The organism is Bacillus sp. GW821-FHT11D08 (assembly GCF_058808515.1).
The window spans coordinates 42207-59763 of record NZ_JBXARS010000010.1; the positions used below are offsets into that span (position 1 = coordinate 42207).

Sequence of the window (17557 nt, forward strand, 5' to 3'; positions counted from 1 at the left end):
AAAAGGAGGGACACATGATTATGCGTCGTATTGACCCAAGCAAATTAGAGTTAGAAGAACGCTTAGTTACGGTTAACCGCGTAGCGAAAGTTGTTAAAGGTGGTCGTCGTTTCCGTTTCGCAGCTCTAGTCGTTGTCGGTGACAAAAACGGTCACGTAGGTTTCGGTACTGGTAAAGCACAAGAAGTACCTGAAGCAATCCGTAAAGCTGTTGAAGATGCGAAAAAGAATTTGATTGAAGTACCAATGGTTGGAACTACGATTCCACACGAAATCATCGGACGTTTCGGTGCAGGCAATATCTTGTTGAAACCTGCTTCTGAAGGTACTGGAGTTATCGCTGGAGGCCCTGTACGTGCGGTACTTGAGCTTGCTGGCGTTGCTGATATCCTTTCTAAGTCTTTAGGTTCTAACACACCGATCAACATGATCCGTGCAACACTTCAAGGTTTAAGTGAGCTTAAACGTGCTGAAGAGGTTGCGAAGCTTCGTGGAAAATCTGTAGAAGAACTGTTAGGATAAGGAGGGAACATTAATGGCTAAATTAGAAATTACCCTCAAACGCAGTGTAATCGGTCGCCCGGAAGATCAGCGCGTTACTGTAAGAACACTTGGTTTAAAGAAAACAAACCAAACTGTCGTTCATGAAGATAACGCTGCGATCCGCGGTATGATTAATAAAGTATCTCATCTAGTTTCTGTTAAAGAACAATAAAAATAAATTATAGGCTAAGGAGGTGTCCTAATGAAACTTCATGAATTAAAGCCTTCAGAAGGTTCACGTAAAGTACGCAATCGCGTAGGTCGTGGTATTGGTTCTGGTAACGGTAAAACAGCTGGTAAAGGTCACAAAGGTCAAAACGCTCGTTCTGGCGGCGGTGTACGCCCTGGATTCGAGGGGGGACAAATGCCTTTATTCCAACGTCTTCCTAAACGCGGTTTTACAAACATCAACCGTAAGGATTACGCTATTGTGAACGTAGACAAATTGAACGGTTTTGCGGAAGGAACGGAAGTCACTCCTGAACTTCTTCTTGAGACTGGTGTTATTAGCAAACTTAATGCAGGAGTAAAGATTCTTGGCAACGGTAAATTAGAGAAAAAATTAACTGTAAAAGCCAATAAATTCTCTGCTTCTGCGAAAGAAGCTGTTGAAGCTGCTGGCGGTACAGCTGAGGTGATCTAACTTGTTTAAGACAATCTCCAACTTTATGCGTGTGAGTGATATTCGGAATAAAATCATTTTTACATTACTCATGCTTATCGTCTTTCGCATAGGTGCGTTTATCCCTGTGCCATATGTAAATGCTCAGGCGTTGCAGACACAAAGTTCGATGGGGGTTTTTGATCTCCTTAACACATTTGGCGGCGGTGCGCTTTATCAATTCTCCATTTTTGCGATGGGAATTACGCCTTACATCACTGCTTCAATCATCATTCAGCTGCTTCAGATGGATGTTGTGCCGAAGTTTACCGAGTGGTCTAAGCAAGGTGAAGTCGGCCGCCGTAAATTAGCTCAGTTCACGCGATATTTTACGATTGTGCTTGGTTTTATCCAGGCATTAGGTATGTCTTACGGGTTTAACAACCTGGCAAACGGTATGCTGATTGAAAAATCCGGCATATCGACATATCTGATTATTGCTTTAGTACTCACTGGAGGAACTGCTTTTTTAATGTGGCTGGGAGAACAAATTACTTCCAATGGAGTAGGTAACGGAATTTCGATCATCATCTTCGCGGGGATTGTGGCTAGTATTCCGAAAACTGTTGGGCAGATTTATGAGACTCAATTTGTCGGCAGCAGCGATCAGCTGTTTATTCATATTGTAAAAATCGCTTTACTGGTGATTGCGATTTTGGCCGTTATTGTTGGTGTTATTTTCATTCAGCAGGCCGTACGCAAAATCGCGATTCAATATGCAAAAGGGCAAGGTCGTTCACCTGTTGGCGGAGGCCAGTCAACTCACCTTCCGCTTAAAGTGAATCCGGCAGGGGTTATTCCGGTAATCTTTGCGGTTGCGTTTCTTATTACGCCGCGTACTATCGCGTCATTTTTCGGAGAGAACGATGTGACAAAGTGGATTCAAGCCAACTTTGACAATACACATCCGGTGGGCATGGCGGTTTATGTCGCATTAATTATCGCCTTTACGTACTTCTATGCTTTTGTGCAGGTAAACCCTGAACAAATGGCTGATAACCTTAAAAAACAGGGTGGCTATATCCCGGGGGTTCGTCCAGGGAAAATGACTCAAGATAGAATTACGAGCATTTTGTATCGACTTACGTTTGTGGGTTCTATATTCTTAGCCGTGATTTCCATTCTTCCTATCTTTTTCATTCAATTCGCTGGATTGCCTCAAAGTGCACAGATTGGCGGAACATCATTGTTAATTGTCGTCGGGGTAGCCTTGGAGACAATGAAGCAGCTGGAGAGCCAGTTAGTGAAACGTAATTACCGAGGATTTATGAAAAATTAGAGGACTGGTTTTAACCATTCCTCTAAATAAGAGAGGACGGGGGAAATCCGAATGAACTTAGTCTTAATGGGACTTCCTGGAGCCGGTAAAGGCACACAGGGAGAACGAATTGTTGAGGATTATGGGATACCTCATATCTCAACGGGAGATATGTTCCGTGCTGCTATGAAAGAAGAAACACCACTCGGACTCGAAGCAAAGTCTTATATTGATAAAGGCGAGCTCGTACCGGACGAAGTCACAATCGGCATTGTCAAAGAAAGACTAGGCAAAGATGATTGTGAAAGAGGTTTTCTTCTGGACGGATTTCCGCGAACAGTCGCTCAGGCTGAAGCTCTTGAAAACATTCTTGAGGAATACGGCAAGCCGATTGATTATGTCATTAACATTAAAGTAGACAAAGACTCTTTAATGGAACGTTTGACTGGACGCAGAATTTGCAGTGTTTGCGGCACAACCTATCATTTGGTTTTCAATCCGCCGAAAACGCCGGGTGTTTGTGATAAAGACGGAGGAGACCTTTATCAACGGGCAGATGATAATGAGGAAACCGTCTCAAAACGGCTTGAGGTCAACATGAAGCAGACTCAGCCTTTACTCGATTTTTATTCTGAGAAAGGGTATCTTGTCAACGTCAATGGCCAGCAGGACATTAACGACGTGTACAAAGATGTGAAAGAGCTTCTTGGAGGATTGAGCAAATGATTATCTGTAAGACCCCTCGTGAGCTTGGCATCATGCGGGAAGCAGGGCGAATCGTGGCTTTGACTCATGAAGAGATGAAAAAGCACATTAAACCAGGAATCTCGACAAAAGAATTGGATCAAATTGCCGAACGTTTTATTGAGAAGCAGGGTGCAATCCCATCTTTTAAGGGGTATAATGGGTTTCGCGGGAGCATCTGTGTATCAGTTAATGAAGAACTCGTTCACGGAATACCCGGTAAAAGGGTTTTACGTGACGGTGACATTATCAGCATTGATATCGGTGCTAAATTAAATGGTTATCATGGTGACTCTGCTTGGACATATCCGGTAGGAAACATCAGTGATGATGATAAACGACTGCTGGAAGTAACAGAGGAGTCTTTATATAAAGGCTTGAAGGAAGCAAAACCAGGTGAACGTTTGTCGAATATTTCCCACGCAATACAAACGTATGTCGAAAATGAGCAGTTTTCAGTTGTTAGGGAGTATGTCGGACATGGTGTTGGTCAAGACTTGCATGAGGATCCGCAAATTCCTCATTACGGTCCGCCAAACAAAGGACCTAGGCTGAAGCCTGGTATGGTTCTCGCTATAGAACCGATGGTTAACGCTGGCAGCCGATATGTGAAAACATTGGCTGATAACTGGACGGTTGTAACGGTAGATGGGAAAAAGTGTGCTCATTTTGAACATACGATTGCGATTACGGAAACGGGTTTTGATATACTGACAAAAGTCTAGATGATGAAATGAATTCCATGACACATGTTTTTCATTCCGCACCTGGGCAGATTGTAGGTTTACAATTGGTCGGAAGAAAAACCGGCTAGCTGCTGTCATCGGAATGAAGATTCATCATCGTGTACTAAAGCAGACGGAGAAAAGCGTACATTTCATTCTCCTTAGAAAAAGAATATCAATCATTCACCCTTTATGATTGCGTATCTCCGGAAGTTCAGAACAGTATAAACGAAACAGGGCGTGTGACAAACGGATAACTGAGATTTTCTCTTTTGAAATTTGTCAGAGAGCAAGTTACTGATTTGAAGAAGGGAGAACACTTGAATGGCGAAAGACGATGTAATTGAAGTGGAAGGTACGATTGTCGAAACACTGCCAAACGCGATGTTCAAAGTTGAACTCGAAAATGGCCATACGGTTTTGGCTCACGTATCTGGTAAAATCCGCATGCACTTCATTCGCATTTTACCTGGAGACAAAGTTACGGTAGAATTATCTCCATATGACTTAACTCGTGGCAGGATTACGTACCGTTACAAATAAAGCACTCCGGAAACTGAAGGAGGTTGGAAACACATGAAAGTGAGACCATCAGTTAAACCAATCTGCGAGAAATGTAAAGTTATTCGCAGAAAAGGAAAAGTAATGGTGATCTGTGAAAATCCAAAGCATAAACAAAAACAAGGATAATTAATAAGGAGGTGCCCAGAGAATGGCTCGTATTGCTGGTGTAGATATCCCACGTGACAAACGTGTTGTTATTTCTTTAACATATGTCTTCGGAATTGGCCGCACAACGGCTCAGCAAGTCTTGAAAGAGGCTGGTGTTTCTGAAGATACTCGTGTGCGTGATCTTACTGAAGAAGAACTTGGTAAAATCCGTGATGTTATTGACAAACTGAAAGTAGAAGGTGACCTTCGCCGTGAAGTTTCTCTTAACATCAAGCGTCTGATCGAAATCGGAAGCTACCGCGGAATCCGCCATCGCAGAGGTTTGCCTGTTCGCGGACAAAACTCTAAAAACAATGCGCGTACTCGTAAAGGTCCGCGTCGTACTGTAGCTAACAAGAAAAAATAAGTAAGGGAGGTACCTAAACAATGGCTGCTGCTCGTAAACAAAACACGCGTAAACGTCGCGTGAAAAAGAATATTGAGTCAGGAATCGCTCATATTCGTTCAACTTTCAACAACACGATCGTTACGATCACTGATACTCATGGTAATGCTCTTTCTTGGTCAAGTGCCGGAGCTCTAGGATTCAGAGGTTCTCGTAAATCTACTCCTTTTGCTGCGCAAATGGCTGCTGAAACAGCTGCTAAAGGTTCAATCGAACACGGACTTAAAACTCTTGAAGTAACTGTTAAAGGACCAGGTTCTGGCCGTGAAGCTGCAATTCGTGCTTTACAAGCTGCCGGACTTGAAGTTACAGCTATCAGAGACGTAACTCCTGTTCCTCATAATGGATGCCGTCCACCAAAACGTCGCCGCGTGTAATTTGTTTGTATAGATTTTGTGTCCCTGTCAATAATGGGTTATGATACAGTTATTTATGAAACGAATGCACCGACTCGTTGCCTGAGCACATACGGGACTAAACAATGGGGAATTTCGGATGGAATCTCATATGATTCTATTCGAGGTTTCGACGTTTTGAAGGAGGGTTTTAAGTAATGATCGAGATTGAAAAACCAAAAATCGAAACGGTTGAAATCAGCGACGATGCCAAATTTGGTAAGTTTGTCGTAGAGCCGCTTGAGCGTGGATATGGTACAACTCTGGGTAACTCCTTACGTCGTATCCTCTTATCCTCACTCCCTGGTGCCGCTGTAACATCGATCCAGATAGATGGTGTACTGCACGAATTCTCGACAATCGAAGGCGTTGTGGAAGATGTTACAACGATAATCTTGCACATTAAAAAGCTTGCATTGAAAATCTACTCTGATGAAGAGAAGACGCTTGAAATTGATGTACAGGGCGAAGGAACTGTCACAGCAGCTGATATTACACACGACAGCGATGTTGAAATCCTTAATCCGGATCTTCATATCGCGACTCTTGGTGAGAATGCGAGTTTCCGAGTTCGCCTTACTGCACAAAGAGGACGTGGGTATACACCTGCTGATTCGAACAAAAGAGACGATCAGCCAATCGGCGTGATTCCGATCGATTCAATCTTTACGCCAGTTTCTCGTTTATCTTATCAGGTGGAAAACACTCGTGTAGGCCAGGTTGCAAACTATGACAAACTTACACTTGATGTTTGGACTGACGGAAGCACTGGACCGAAGGAAGCAATTGCTCTCGGTTCAAAGATTTTAACTGAACACCTTAATATATTCGTCGGTTTAACTGACGAAGCTCAGCATGCTGAAATCATGGTTGAAAAAGAAGAGGATCAAAAAGAAAAAGTTCTTGAAATGACGATTGAGGAACTTGACCTTTCTGTCCGTTCTTACAACTGCTTGAAGCGTGCGGGCATTAACACGGTTCAAGAACTTGCGAACAAGACGGAAGAAGATATGATGAAAGTTCGCAACCTGGGACGCAAATCACTTGAAGAAGTGAAAGCGAAACTTGAAGAACTTGGACTCGGCCTTCGCAAAGACGATTGATCTAGTTTCCATGTGAACTAGGATTTTCGTGTGTTTTTTATTTAGAAACAGCATTCCATTAAAGGAGGGGACATCACATGTCATACAGAAAACTAGGACGTACGAGTTCACAGCGTAAAGCTATGCTTCGTGATCTTACAACAGATTTGATCATCAACGAAAGAATTGAAACAACTGAAACACGTGCGAAAGAACTTCGCTCTGTTGTTGAAAAGATGATCACTCTTGGTAAGCGCGGTGACTTGCATGCTCGTCGTCAAGCTGCTGCATACATTCGCAACGAGGTTGCTAATGAAGAAAATAACCAAGATGCACTTCAAAAATTATTCTCTGACATTGCAACTCGTTACGAGGAGCGCCAAGGTGGATACACACGTATTATGAAGCTTGGTCCTCGCCGTGGTGACGGTGCACCAATGGCAATCATCGAATTGGTTTAATCACATATTTTTGTGTATCTAAAGAAGGGCGGGACAGTTTCTAACTGGATCTATGCCCTTTTTTTAGATATCAGAACTTTTTATCATGAGACAGAAAAGCAGAGCTATAGCTGAGAGGAGGTCAGGCGCCCGTGGATCAAAAACAGCTTATATCCGTAAAAGACATCCTATTCCGATACCGCAAAGATGCAGAAAGACCGGCGCTGGACGGTGTGAGTCTGGAGGTATACGAAGGAGAATGGCTTGCTATCGTAGGTCACAACGGTTCAGGGAAGTCGACTTTGGCCAGAGCGCTGAACGGACTGATTTTGCCCGAGGCCGGAGAAATTGAAGTCGGCGGCATCAAACTGACTGAGGATACCGTGTGGGATGTGCGAAAAAAAATAGGGATGGTCTTTCAGAATCCCGATAACCAATTTGTCGGAACGACTGTTCGCGATGATGTGGCTTTTGGTTTAGAAAACAATGGTGTTCCGCGCGAAGAAATGATTGAGAGAGTAGATTGGGCTGTCACACAAGTCAATATGCAGGATTTTCTTGATCAAGAGCCGCACCATCTCTCCGGAGGTCAAAAACAAAGAGTGGCGATCGCGGGAATTATTGCCGCGCGTCCTGATATTATGATTTTGGATGAAGCGACATCCATGCTTGACCCGATTGGGAGAGAAGAAGTCCTTGATACTGTCAGACGCTTAAAAGATCAGGGCATGGCCACCGTCATTTCGATAACACATGACCTGGAAGAAGCCGCAAGGGCGGACAGGATCATTGTGATGAACGGCGGCAGGAAATATGCAGAGGGCACGCCTGAAGAGATTTTTAAATTAAACGAAGACTTGGTTCGCATCGGTCTTGATTTGCCTTTCTCATTCCAGCTCAGCCTGCTTTTGAAAGAAAGCGGACTGGCGTTAACGAAAAACCATCTGACTCAGGAAGGGCTGGTGAATGAGCTGTGGACATTAAAATCAAAGATGTAGAACACCGCTATCAAATGAAGACACCGTTTGAACGGCTGGCTCTGTATGATATCAATGCCGTGATAAAAGAGGGCAGCTACGTTGCCGTCATCGGGCATACAGGGTCGGGCAAATCGACGCTCCTGCAGCATTTAAACGGTTTGCTGAAACCGACTAAAGGACAGCTTGAACTCGGGAGCACGATTCTGGCAGCCGGTAAAAAGAATAAAGACCTTAAGACTTTGCGAAAAAAAGTCGGAATCGTTTTCCAATTTCCCGAACATCAGCTGTTTGAAGAGACTGTGCTGAAGGACATCGCATTCGGACCGATGAATTTTGGTGTGAAAAAAGAAGACGCTGAACGGAAAGCAAAAGAAATGCTGGGGCTTGTGGGCCTTCCGGAAGACATTTTGGATCATTCACCATTTGAGCTCAGCGGCGGCCAGATGCGCAGAGTGGCGATTGCCGGCGTTCTCGCGATGGAGCCGGAAGTGCTGGTTTTGGATGAACCGACGGCCGGTCTTGATCCGAGAGGGCGCCAGGACATTATGGACATGTTCTATGCGCTTCATCAGCGGGGAAACCTGACTACCGTTCTCGTCACCCACAGCATGGAGGACGCCGCCCGTTATGCTGACGAAATGATCGTCATGCACAAAGGAACCATTAAAGCGACGGGGAGTCCGCGTGACTTGTTTGTAAAAGGTGAAGAGATGGCCGAAATGGGACTGGATCTTCCTGAATCGGTGAAGTTTCAGAGACGGCTTGAGAAGGCTCTCGGAGTCAAGTATGAAAAACCCATGCTGACCCTGCAGGATGCCGCCAGTGAAATTAAGGCTTTCTTTCAGGAGGAGAAGGACCAATGATGGACAGCATGATTATCGGAAAGTATGTTCCCGGATCATCGCTTATTCACCGATTGGACCCGCGAACAAAACTTGTCAGCATTTTTCTTTTTGTATGTATCGTCTTTTTGGCAAACAACGTACAGACGTACGCTGTGCTCGGTTTGTTTACATTCGGAGTGATCGCCTTGACTCGCGTGCCGTTCAGCTTTTTGCTGAAGGGGCTTAAGCCGATTATTTGGATTGTGGCGTTTACCTTTTTATTACACATTTTCATGACGCATGAAGGATCTGTCATTTTTCAGCTTGGCTGGTTTAAAGTGTATGAGGGCGGACTTATACAGGGTATTTTTATCTCCCTCCGTTTCGTTCACCTTATCTTTATGACGACGCTGCTGACGCTGACAACAACGCCGATTGAAATAACGGATGGAATGGAGCAGCTCCTGAATCCTTTTAAAAAGGTGAAGCTGCCCGTACACGAACTCGCATTGATGATGTCGATATCATTGCGATTTATCCCGACATTGATGGAAGAGACAGATAAAATCATGAAGGCGCAAATGGCGAGGGGTGCGGACTTTACAAGCGGCCCGGTGAAAGACAGAATCAAAGCGGTTGTTCCGCTGCTTGTCCCGCTGTTTGTCAGCGCCTTTAAACGCGCGGAAGAGCTCGCGGTCGCCATGGAGGCGAGAGGCTACCAGGGCGGTGAGGGGAGAACGAAATACAGAAAGCTCGTCTGGACCGGAAAGGATACCGGAGCTATTCTGCTCATCATCTTATTAGCCGTGTTATTGTTTTTCTTAAGAAGTTAGAGGTGCTGCTGAATGAGAGTGAAATGTACCATTGCTTATGACGGGCATTTATTTAACGGATATCAGGTTCAGCCTGGAAAGCGGACCGTTCAAAGTGAATTGGAAAAAGCGCTGGCCGTCATCCATAAAACGGACGGCAGAGTGCCTGTGTACTCATCCGGCCGCACGGACAGCGATGTTCATGCTGCCGGGCAGGTCATTCATTTTGATACGCCGCTGTCTATCCCGGGTGAGAAATGGCCGTTTGCGCTCAATGCCCTGCTGCCTGATGATATTGCCGTCAAAACAGCAGAGATTGCGGATGATGGGTTCCATGCACGATTTAGCGCGGTCCAAAAGGAATATCGCTACTTTGTATATACGGAGAAACACCCGGACGTATTTAAACGACATTACGCTTACCATTTTGCATATCAGCTTAATGTGCAGAAAATGAGGGAAGCTTCAAGGCACCTCGTCGGGACACATGATTTCACAAGCTTTTGCGCGGCTGATACCGCGGTTCAGGATAAAGTCAGAACAATTTACGAGCTGGATTGGACTGAGACCGGAGACGGCCTGCAGATGCGGATCACCGGAAACGGTTTTCTCTATAATATGGTCAGAATCATTGCCGGAACGTTATTGGATACAGGAGCTGGAAAATTTTCTCCCGATGATGTAAAAGCAATGCTCGAAGCGAAGGATCGTGAAGCCGCGGGGCGCACCGCACCGGGACACGGGCTGTATTTATGGAGCGTTTGCTATGACAACTAAACCAGGTGTAACATTTTCTTGACAGAGTCTGCATAAAGTTATAAGATATCATATGGTATGTATTTCAACCCCACGATAAGCCCCGGAACTTATTGTGTTGTGAAATAGAACGTAATCGAAGATTATTGAAAATGACAGATCATTTAGGAGGGAAATTCAATGCGTACAACACCTATGGCTAACGCAAGTACTATTGAACGCAAGTGGTTAGTTGTTGATGCTGCTGGCAAGACTTTAGGACGTCTTTCTACAGAAGTTGCATCTATCCTTCGCGGGAAACACAAACCGACTTACACACCGCACGTTGATACTGGAGATCATGTGATCATCATCAACGCTGAAAAAATCGAGTTAACTGGTAAAAAGTTAACTGACAAAATCTACTACCGTCACACTCAACATCCAGGCGGATTAAAATCAAGAACTGCTCTTGAAATGCGTACAAACTACCCTGAGAAAATGCTTGAGCTTGCTATCAAAGGCATGCTTCCAAAAGGTTCTCTAGGTCGTCAAATGTTCAAGAAATTGAACGTATACCGTGGTTCTGAGCATCCACATGAAGCACAAAAACCTGAAGTTTACGAACTTCGCGGTTAATTAAAAAGGAGGTTACCAATTTGGCACAGGTTCAATATTACGGTACTGGCCGTCGTAAAAGTTCTGTAGCGCGTGTGCGCTTAGTTCCAGGTGAAGGTCGTATCGTCGTTAATAATCGTGAAATCAACGAGCACATTCCATCTCCAGCTCTAATCGAAGATATCAAACAACCATTAACTTTAACTGAAACAGCTGGTACTTATGATGTTTTAGTAAACGTACATGGAGGCGGCTTATCTGGTCAAGCTGGAGCAATCCGTCATGGTATCGCTCGTGCTTTGCTTGAAGCAGATCCAGAATACCGTGCAACACTTAAACGTGCTGGTCTTCTGACTCGTGACGCTCGTATGAAAGAACGTAAAAAATACGGTCTTAAAGGCGCTCGTCGTGCACCTCAGTTCTCAAAACGTTAATCGTTTTGGATGGCAAAAACCACAACTTCTTGGTTGTGGTTTTTTTGTATTTTTTTCTCATATTCAAGAGGTTATCCGATGTTTTTCTAGAATTGTTTGTTATACTCTATTCATTACCAATAAGGAGCGCAGTTATAATGAATAAGTTAGTCATACATAACAGCAAGGCATGGGATAAAAAAGTCGAAACAGGCAATGAATGGACGGTTGCGGTTGATTCTCATACGATTGGTGAAGCGAAAAAAGGCAATTGGAGCATCAGAATGACCCCCGGAAAAGATGTGCCGGCGGACTGGTTTCCGCCCATAGACGGTCTGAAGGTTCTTTGTCTCGCTTCAGGAGGAGGACAGCAAGGGCCGGTCCTTGCTGCTGCAGGAGCGGATGTGACCATCTTTGACAATTCGGAAAAACAGCTTGCGCAAGACAGAATGGTTGCCGGGCGGGACGATCTTACGCTTCGGACTGTCAAAGGCAGCATGAATGATCTGAGCTGTTTTGATGATGAGTCATTTGATTTTATCGTGCACCCGGTATCGAATTGCTTTGTTGATACGGTTCTTCCGGTATGGAAAGAAGCTCATCGCGTATTGAAAAAAGGCGGGTCTTTAGTCTCCGGTTTTGTAAATCCCGTCGTGTTCTTATTTGATATGGATTTAGAGCAGGAAGGCGTACTAAAAGTAAAGTATTCCATTCCGTTTTCGGATGAAAAAGATCTGAGTAAGAAAAAGGTAAAGGAACTTATTGATAATCATGAAGCGCTTGAATTCGGCCATACGCTGGAGGATCAAATTAAAGGTCAGATTGACGCAGGCTTCATGGTTGCCGGTTTTTACGAGGACAAAGGCGGCCTCGTGCTGGATGAATACATTAATACATACTCCGTAACAAGAAGCATTAAAATATAAAAACGGCATCCCGTCAGAGGTGCTGTTTTTTTGCGGCTTTTTCCTGCGGACGGCTGATCACATTAGCCGAAACCGGTTCTATTCCAATTTCTCTGGCCCAAACCGACAGTTGTCCCATATGGTGAATCTCATGCGCAAGGATGTGGCGGAGAATATCTTCTTTAGGAAAGGTTTGGTCCATCCATTCCGGCTTAACAAGATCCGGTCCTTTGCGGGAGACCGCATGAATGACATCCTTCCGATATTGTTCAGACAGCTTTCTGAGATCCTGAATGCTCGTATAGTCAGACTCAGCAGGTAAAACATCATCTTTACCTAAAATGGCACGAGCCCAGCTGATCTCGACATCAATGATATGAAATAAAGTGCGCAAGATGCTCTTCATTCCGCCCGTCCGGGTTTTCGTCAGTTCCTCCCGGCTCAGCTTTTCACATATCATAAACCACTCGTCACGCACCGTCCAATTGTATTGAAACAGCTTTTTCATAACGTCACCTCAGCTCTTTCTTCTTCCAGTTAACATAAAACTCCTTCATTTGGGAGGATTTCCACTATCAACAAAGCATGCTTTTTCCCTTTTCCTTTCAAAATAACAGTAAAAAGGAGCGTGGCTGACAATGGCAGAAGTATTATCTTTTTCAGACGTGAAACGGCAGAAGGATTTTGAGCTTGAGAAGAGTTTACTAAAGGAGCTGTCACTGACGCAGATCATTCAGTCCGTAAAAGCATGTCTTACCCCTTTGTTTCCCTTTCTTCAAGACGAAAACGGCATTCTGAGTGAAGGATGCATAGATTTTGCAATTGAAGCGTATTTATTAGGCGGCCGGTTCGGCGTCTTTGGCTATTATGGTGAGTCCTTGCAGAGGGCAAACGCCCGTTCGGCAGAAGAAGAGGAAGAACTGACGGCCGATTTTTTTGAATATCTTTGCAATTGGACGCATGAGCAATATTCTTCCGTTGAACAAAAAGAAATCTATGAAGCGTCCTGCCGGTTTATCAACAGCTGGTGGACGGAAGGATTTCTGCAAAGAGAAAAACAATGTAAGCTCCGCATGAGGTAATCATAATTTCTTCCCTTGTCCCATATTTATTAATAACGGGGACAAGCGGGAGGGAAAGGTATGACAAAAAAGCTGAAATGGCTCGGTTTTTTACTTGGCTTTATCATATTATTGTGTTTATTCCGGTTTCAATTCCATAATGATGATTCCTGGCGGCCGTGGAGTCTGCCGCTGAGCGGGAAAATCATCTATCTCGATCCGGGACACGGCGGACCGGACGGAGGCGCCACGGGAGGCAGTCACCTTGAAAAGGACATTACTCTCGAAGTGGCCTCCAGGGTCAGAGACTATTTGCAGGAGCAGGGAGCTTTGGTCATTATGACGCGGGAGACGGATACTGATTTAGCTCCTGAAGGGACGAAAGGCTACAGCAGACGCAAAGCGGAAGATCTGAGAAAGCGCGTGGAAATCATCAACCGTTCAGAGGCGGAGCTTTATATCAGCATTCATCTGAACGCCATACCGTCACCGAGATGGAGCGGCGCCCAAAGCTTCTACTATGGAAAATACGAAGAGAATGAAAAAGTAGCAAAATATATACAGGACGAATTGAGAATCAATTTGGAGAATACAACGAGAAAGGCGAAACGGATACACGGCATTTACTTAATGCAGAATGTAACCAAACCGGGCGCGCTGGTGGAGATCGGATTTCTGTCCAATCCCGCGGAAGCGAAAAGGCTCGGCCAGCCCAAATATCAGGACAAAATCGCTTCTTCCGTGTATAAGGGCGTATTGAGATACTTCACAGAGAAAGGAGACCCTCCCGAGTAAGGAGGGTTTTTCGCCGATTCTATGTTTAATATATGGTATAATACCATTTGTAAACGAATACACAAAGGGTGAGGGTTCGATGATAAGAGAAGATGAAGTAAGAAATATAGTCGGAAACATGCGCGAACCTTTTCTTCATAGACCGCTGGGAGAATTGGATGCCATTAAAGAAGTAAAGATCAAGCCGGAAAAACGGCATGTCAGTGTGAAAATTGCATTGGCAAAAACGGGGACGGCTGAACAGATGGGTATTCAGCAGGAAATCGTATCCGTTCTGAAAGAAGCGGGTGCGGAAACTGTGGGACTGCGGTTTGAAGAGCTGCCGGAAGAAACATTGGCGAAATTCAGCCGGCCGGCTGCTGAAAGCGAAACCCTGCTGAATAGGAAACATCCGCCGGTCTTTCTTGCGGTGGCAAGCGGAAAAGGCGGTGTCGGCAAATCAACGGTTTCCGTCAACCTGGCCATTTCTCTTGCGCGGCTCGGAAAAAAAGTCGGCTTGATCGACGCGGATATTTACGGGTTCAGCGTGCCGGACATGATGGGTATTACAGTCCGCCCGACAGTAGAAGGAGAAAAACTGCTTCCTGTCGAAAGATTTGGAGTAAAGGTTATGTCGATGGGCTTTTTCGTCGAAGAAAACGCTCCGGTTGTGTGGAGAGGGCCGATGCTGGGCAAGATGCTGAATAACTTCTTCCATGAGGTTGACTGGGGAGAGGTTGACTATATCGTTCTCGATCTGCCGCCCGGCACGGGTGATGTGGCGCTCGATGTACACACGATGCTTCCGAGCTGCAAAGAGATTATCGTATCAACGCCGCACCCTACAGCTGCATTTGTAGCGGCGAGAGCGGGTTCTATGGCGATTAAGACCGATCATGAAGTTGTAGGGGTCATTGAAAATATGGCTTACTATGAAAGTGCAAAAACCGGCGAGAGAGAATATGTGTTCGGTCAAGGCGGGGGAGATAAGCTTGCAGAGGAATTGCAAGTGCCGCTGCTTGGCAGAATTCCTTTAAAACAGCCTGATTGGGACAAGGATCAGTTTGCGCCTTCTGTCTATGACAGAAGTCATCCGATCGGGGAAATTTATATGGGGATCGCCCAGAAAGTCATTGAAAAAACAGCTGAATAAAAAAGGGGCCGGGATCAACACGGCCCGGCCTTTTATTGGCTTTCTTTTTCAGAGCTTGAAGCTGCTTTTTTCAATTCATCCTCGAATTGCTTTTTGAAAAGCGGGCTGGAAAGTGTCTCTGTAATTACATCTTCTAAGTAACTGCGGAACTTTTGGCTTTTCACCAGCTCATAGTATTTTTTATCCATGCCGGGGTCCTGCATGATCTGCATAAAACTTTTCTGATAATCAGGGTCTTTCATCAGTTTTTTTATGATTTTTTCATGCTCGGGCTGAAGAGTTTTTGCAAAGCTCTCGGCGAATTTTGAGTCTTCAAAGATGGTTTTCCAGAACTCCGCCCCTTTTTTAGAGGTGAGGGTTTTCTCTATTGTGCCTTTAATGGCATTTTGATCAATCACCAATGCCTCATTCATCGCATCATCATTTAATATTTCCTTAATTGCCTTTTTTCCATCATCGGTCTTTAATATATCAACAACCATTTTTTTAGTCTGGTCATAATCCATATCCGCTGCTTGGTCTTTTGGAGCACAAGCTGTTACAGATAATAAAACAAAACAGCTTATCAATAGCGTTTTGGCTTTTGACATGCATAAGCTCCTTCCTTACTTGTACTTATTTTTAATATGATTCATCGGAATGGATTTATACATAACAAAATATCGCTGAACGCGATTGTCAGGGGGATGAATAAGAGATGAAAAGCCGCGGGCTTGTTCGATTTTTCTTTTCGATTTTAGCTGTGGGCGCTCTTATTACAAGCGTCGTGGGATTTGCTCTGAAGTGGGGGGAGTACAAGGGGTTCTTTCTGAATTTTGAGGCCGGTCAGATTTTCTCCGTTCTGATCTGGTTTATCGGGGTAGGCATGATTTTCAGTGTGATCAGCCAGATGGGATTCTTCGTTTTTCTGACGGTGCACCGGTTTGCCCTTGAAATTCTCAGATCAAGCTCGCTTTGGAATCTGCTTCAGCTGTTTATCATTTTGTTTGTCGCTTTTGATTTAATGTACGTCAGATTTTTGTTTTTCGGAGAGCGGGATGACTCGATTGCAGGGTTTGTCTGGCTGCCGCTGGCTTTGCTTGCCGTCGGCCTGTTGACGGCATATATAAAACAAAAGCAGTCCTCAAAAAATACGTTCGTTTCATCATTATTTTTAATGGTCGTTATTACAGCGCTTGAATGGGTTCCTGCGCTACGAGTGAATAATGAGGACTGGCTTTATTTGATGCTGATTCCGCTGATGGGCTGCAATGCGTTTCAGCTGCTAATGCTGCCGAAGTTTGCCCAGAGGTAATTATTTCACTTCTGATGACTTGACGTCAGTATTTGCGATCAGGTCGCCGACGGTCACGTTTTTCAGTCCTTTTTGCTTTAAATTGTGAATGATGGCGGGGAGCGCTTCTTCAGTCTGTGTTGCTGAATCAGAGGCGTGCAGCAGAACAATGTCGCCGCCTTTTATATGACTGTTTACATTTTCAATGATTTTATCAGGGCCGGGATTTGTCCAATCCTGCGAGTTAACGCTGTAATGAACCACTGAATAGTGGTACTGCTGTGCAATGGTAAGAACCTTTTTATTAAATTGTCCGGTCGGCGGGCGGAGTAAATGAACATTCTTCACACCCAGCTTTTTAAATGCAGTCTGGGCCCGGAGGATATCTTTTTTTATTTCATTGTCCTCTAGGTTGGTATAATTCTTATACGCATATCCCATGCTGCCGATTTGATGTCCGTCTTTTACCATACGTTCAACTGTGTCCGGGTGCCGTTCCGCCCAAGAAGCTGACAGAAAAAAAGTAGCGTTTTTAATACCGTTTGCTTTTAGCGCGTTCAGAATCGGAACCGCCTTTTCATCGCCCCAGCTGATATCGAATGTTAATGCGACTTCCCCCGCTTTCGTCTCCCCTTTTGAAATAGCCTTCGGGCCGCTATCAGTTAAAAATACAGGAAGGGGGACTGCTCTCTGTATATAAAAAAAGCTGGCTGCTGCAAATGCGGCAATGATAATAATAAGCAGCTGTTTTATCCTTCTGATGTGCCACACGTAGAAGTGATTCACTGATGACGCCTCCTTATCTTGTCCATGCTTGATTACATCGTATGCCGCGTCGGAGATGAACATACCGAAATCCGTTTTAAAAAAATGAAAAAAACACTTGCTAAATTCAGCGAATGCATGGTATATTATTAAACGTCGCTGATGAACAGCAGACAACAACAAAAAGCTTCGGAAACAACTTAAAAAAAGTTGTTGACATAAAAGAAGCTGAGTGGTAAGATAATAAAGCTGCTTCAACAAGCGGTAATGATCTTTGAAA

General features: G+C 44.6%; 26 protein-coding genes and 1 pseudogene. 24 read left to right on the plus strand and 3 right to left on the minus strand.

What is annotated here, in order from left to right; translation table 11 throughout:
• Positions 1-20 precede the first annotated feature (20 nt).
• The 20 genes and pseudogenes from rpsE (at position 21) to AC1RRX_RS18030 (ending at position 12272) form a co-directional block, all read left to right on the plus strand.
• Entirely contained in the window at positions 21-521 is a 501-nt protein-coding gene (rpsE, locus tag AC1RRX_RS17935; RefSeq protein WP_003156493.1) for a 30S ribosomal protein S5, read from the plus strand.
• Between the two features lie 13 nt (positions 522-534).
• On the plus strand, positions 535-714 hold the full coding sequence (gene rpmD, locus AC1RRX_RS17940) for a 50S ribosomal protein L30 (protein ID WP_003156497.1): 180 nt from the start codon (positions 535-537) through the stop codon (positions 712-714).
• A gap of 30 nt (positions 715-744) precedes the next feature.
• Positions 745-1185, plus strand: a complete 441-nt coding sequence (gene rplO / locus AC1RRX_RS17945; protein WP_007410405.1) for a 50S ribosomal protein L15 — start codon at positions 745-747, stop codon at positions 1183-1185.
• Between the two features lies 1 nt (position 1186).
• Positions 1187-2482: a preprotein translocase subunit SecY gene (secY, locus tag AC1RRX_RS17950; protein WP_007410406.1), complete on the plus strand. Its 1296-nt coding sequence runs from the start codon at positions 1187-1189 to the stop codon at positions 2480-2482.
• Between the two features lie 51 nt (positions 2483-2533).
• Complete coding sequence (locus tag AC1RRX_RS17955; protein ID WP_007410407.1) at positions 2534-3187, plus strand: adenylate kinase; 654 nt, start codon at positions 2534-2536, stop codon at positions 3185-3187.
• A complete protein-coding gene (gene map / locus AC1RRX_RS17960; RefSeq protein ID WP_007410408.1) occupies positions 3184-3930 on the plus strand; it encodes a type I methionyl aminopeptidase in 747 nt (248 codons plus the stop codon). The genes AC1RRX_RS17955 and map overlap by 4 nt, the downstream gene beginning before the upstream one ends.
• A 64-nt stretch (positions 3931-3994) precedes the next feature.
• Positions 3995-4277 (plus strand): annotated as a pseudogene (locus AC1RRX_RS17965) (KOW domain-containing RNA-binding protein).
• Complete coding sequence (infA, locus tag AC1RRX_RS17970) at positions 4255-4473, plus strand: translation initiation factor IF-1 (protein ID WP_003156508.1); 219 nt, start codon at positions 4255-4257, stop codon at positions 4471-4473. Before AC1RRX_RS17965 ends, infA begins: the two are co-directional and overlap by 23 nt.
• A gap of 33 nt (positions 4474-4506) precedes the next feature.
• Entirely contained in the window at positions 4507-4620 is a 114-nt protein-coding gene (gene rpmJ, locus AC1RRX_RS17975; protein WP_003156543.1) for a 50S ribosomal protein L36, read from the plus strand.
• A 22-nt stretch (positions 4621-4642) separates the two neighbouring features.
• Positions 4643-5008: a 30S ribosomal protein S13 gene (gene rpsM, locus AC1RRX_RS17980; protein ID WP_003156545.1), complete on the plus strand. Its 366-nt coding sequence runs from the start codon at positions 4643-4645 to the stop codon at positions 5006-5008.
• A gap of 20 nt (positions 5009-5028) precedes the next feature.
• A complete protein-coding gene (rpsK, locus tag AC1RRX_RS17985; RefSeq protein WP_007410409.1) occupies positions 5029-5424 on the plus strand; it encodes a 30S ribosomal protein S11 in 396 nt (131 codons plus the stop codon).
• Between the two features lie 176 nt (positions 5425-5600).
• Positions 5601-6545 (plus strand): DNA-directed RNA polymerase subunit alpha, encoded by a 945-nt coding sequence (locus AC1RRX_RS17990; protein ID WP_003156549.1) that lies wholly within the window; start codon positions 5601-5603, stop codon positions 6543-6545.
• A gap of 77 nt (positions 6546-6622) precedes the next feature.
• A complete protein-coding gene (rplQ, locus tag AC1RRX_RS17995; protein ID WP_003156550.1) occupies positions 6623-6985 on the plus strand; it encodes a 50S ribosomal protein L17 in 363 nt (120 codons plus the stop codon).
• Between the two features lie 131 nt (positions 6986-7116).
• Positions 7117-7962: an energy-coupling factor ABC transporter ATP-binding protein gene (locus AC1RRX_RS18000; RefSeq protein WP_007615256.1), complete on the plus strand. Its 846-nt coding sequence runs from the start codon at positions 7117-7119 to the stop codon at positions 7960-7962.
• Positions 7938-8807, plus strand: a complete 870-nt coding sequence (locus AC1RRX_RS18005) for an energy-coupling factor ABC transporter ATP-binding protein (protein ID WP_042635690.1) — start codon at positions 7938-7940, stop codon at positions 8805-8807. Before AC1RRX_RS18000 ends, AC1RRX_RS18005 begins: the two co-directional genes overlap by 25 nt.
• Complete coding sequence (locus AC1RRX_RS18010) at positions 8804-9601, plus strand: energy-coupling factor transporter transmembrane component T family protein (protein WP_144464942.1); 798 nt, start codon at positions 8804-8806, stop codon at positions 9599-9601. Before AC1RRX_RS18005 ends, AC1RRX_RS18010 begins: the two co-directional genes overlap by 4 nt.
• 12 nt (positions 9602-9613) lie before the next feature.
• Entirely contained in the window at positions 9614-10357 is a 744-nt protein-coding gene (truA, locus tag AC1RRX_RS18015) for a tRNA pseudouridine(38-40) synthase TruA (protein ID WP_144464944.1), read from the plus strand.
• 159 nt (positions 10358-10516) lie between these two features.
• Positions 10517-10954, plus strand: a complete 438-nt coding sequence (rplM, locus tag AC1RRX_RS18020; RefSeq protein WP_003225844.1) for a 50S ribosomal protein L13 — start codon at positions 10517-10519, stop codon at positions 10952-10954.
• Between the two features lie 20 nt (positions 10955-10974).
• Complete coding sequence (rpsI, locus tag AC1RRX_RS18025) at positions 10975-11367, plus strand: 30S ribosomal protein S9 (protein WP_032867232.1); 393 nt, start codon at positions 10975-10977, stop codon at positions 11365-11367.
• Between the two features lie 137 nt (positions 11368-11504).
• Positions 11505-12272: a class I SAM-dependent methyltransferase gene (locus AC1RRX_RS18030; RefSeq protein WP_033575232.1), complete on the plus strand. Its 768-nt coding sequence runs from the start codon at positions 11505-11507 to the stop codon at positions 12270-12272.
• Between the two features lie 13 nt (positions 12273-12285).
• Here AC1RRX_RS18030 and AC1RRX_RS18035 read toward each other — a convergent pair whose 3' ends face one another.
• On the minus strand, positions 12286-12759 hold the full coding sequence (locus AC1RRX_RS18035; protein WP_053573811.1) for a DinB family protein: 474 nt from the start codon (positions 12757-12759) through the stop codon (positions 12286-12288).
• Positions 12760-12889: 130 nt separating this feature from the next.
• On the opposite strand from AC1RRX_RS18035, the gene AC1RRX_RS18040 reads away from it, so the two are divergent.
• The 3 genes from AC1RRX_RS18040 (at position 12890) to AC1RRX_RS18050 (ending at position 15239) form a co-directional block, all read left to right on the plus strand.
• Positions 12890-13333: a DUF2521 family protein gene (locus AC1RRX_RS18040; protein ID WP_061861089.1), complete on the plus strand. Its 444-nt coding sequence runs from the start codon at positions 12890-12892 to the stop codon at positions 13331-13333.
• Between the two features lie 60 nt (positions 13334-13393).
• The gene (gene cwlD, locus AC1RRX_RS18045) at positions 13394-14107 is read left to right on the plus strand and encodes an N-acetylmuramoyl-L-alanine amidase CwlD (RefSeq protein WP_007410417.1); all 714 of its coding nucleotides are present in this window, start codon (positions 13394-13396) and stop codon (positions 14105-14107) included.
• A gap of 79 nt (positions 14108-14186) precedes the next feature.
• Positions 14187-15239 (plus strand): Mrp/NBP35 family ATP-binding protein, encoded by a 1053-nt coding sequence (locus AC1RRX_RS18050; protein WP_007410418.1) that lies wholly within the window; start codon positions 14187-14189, stop codon positions 15237-15239.
• A gap of 32 nt (positions 15240-15271) precedes the next feature.
• Here the strand turns inward: AC1RRX_RS18050 and gerD are convergent, their stop codons facing one another.
• Complete coding sequence (gene gerD / locus AC1RRX_RS18055; protein WP_007410419.1) at positions 15272-15829, minus strand: spore germination lipoprotein GerD; 558 nt, start codon at positions 15827-15829, stop codon at positions 15272-15274.
• Between the two features lie 107 nt (positions 15830-15936).
• Between gerD and kbaA the strand changes: the two genes are divergently transcribed.
• Positions 15937-16533, plus strand: coding sequence for a KinB-signaling pathway activation protein (gene kbaA / locus AC1RRX_RS18060; protein WP_007410420.1), 597 nt, complete (start codon positions 15937-15939; stop codon positions 16531-16533).
• On the opposite strand, the gene pdaB is transcribed toward kbaA, so the two are convergent.
• On the minus strand, positions 16534-17298 hold the full coding sequence (gene pdaB / locus AC1RRX_RS18065) for a polysaccharide deacetylase family sporulation protein PdaB (protein ID WP_011996204.1): 765 nt from the start codon (positions 17296-17298) through the stop codon (positions 16534-16536).
• Positions 17299-17557 lie beyond the last annotated feature (259 nt).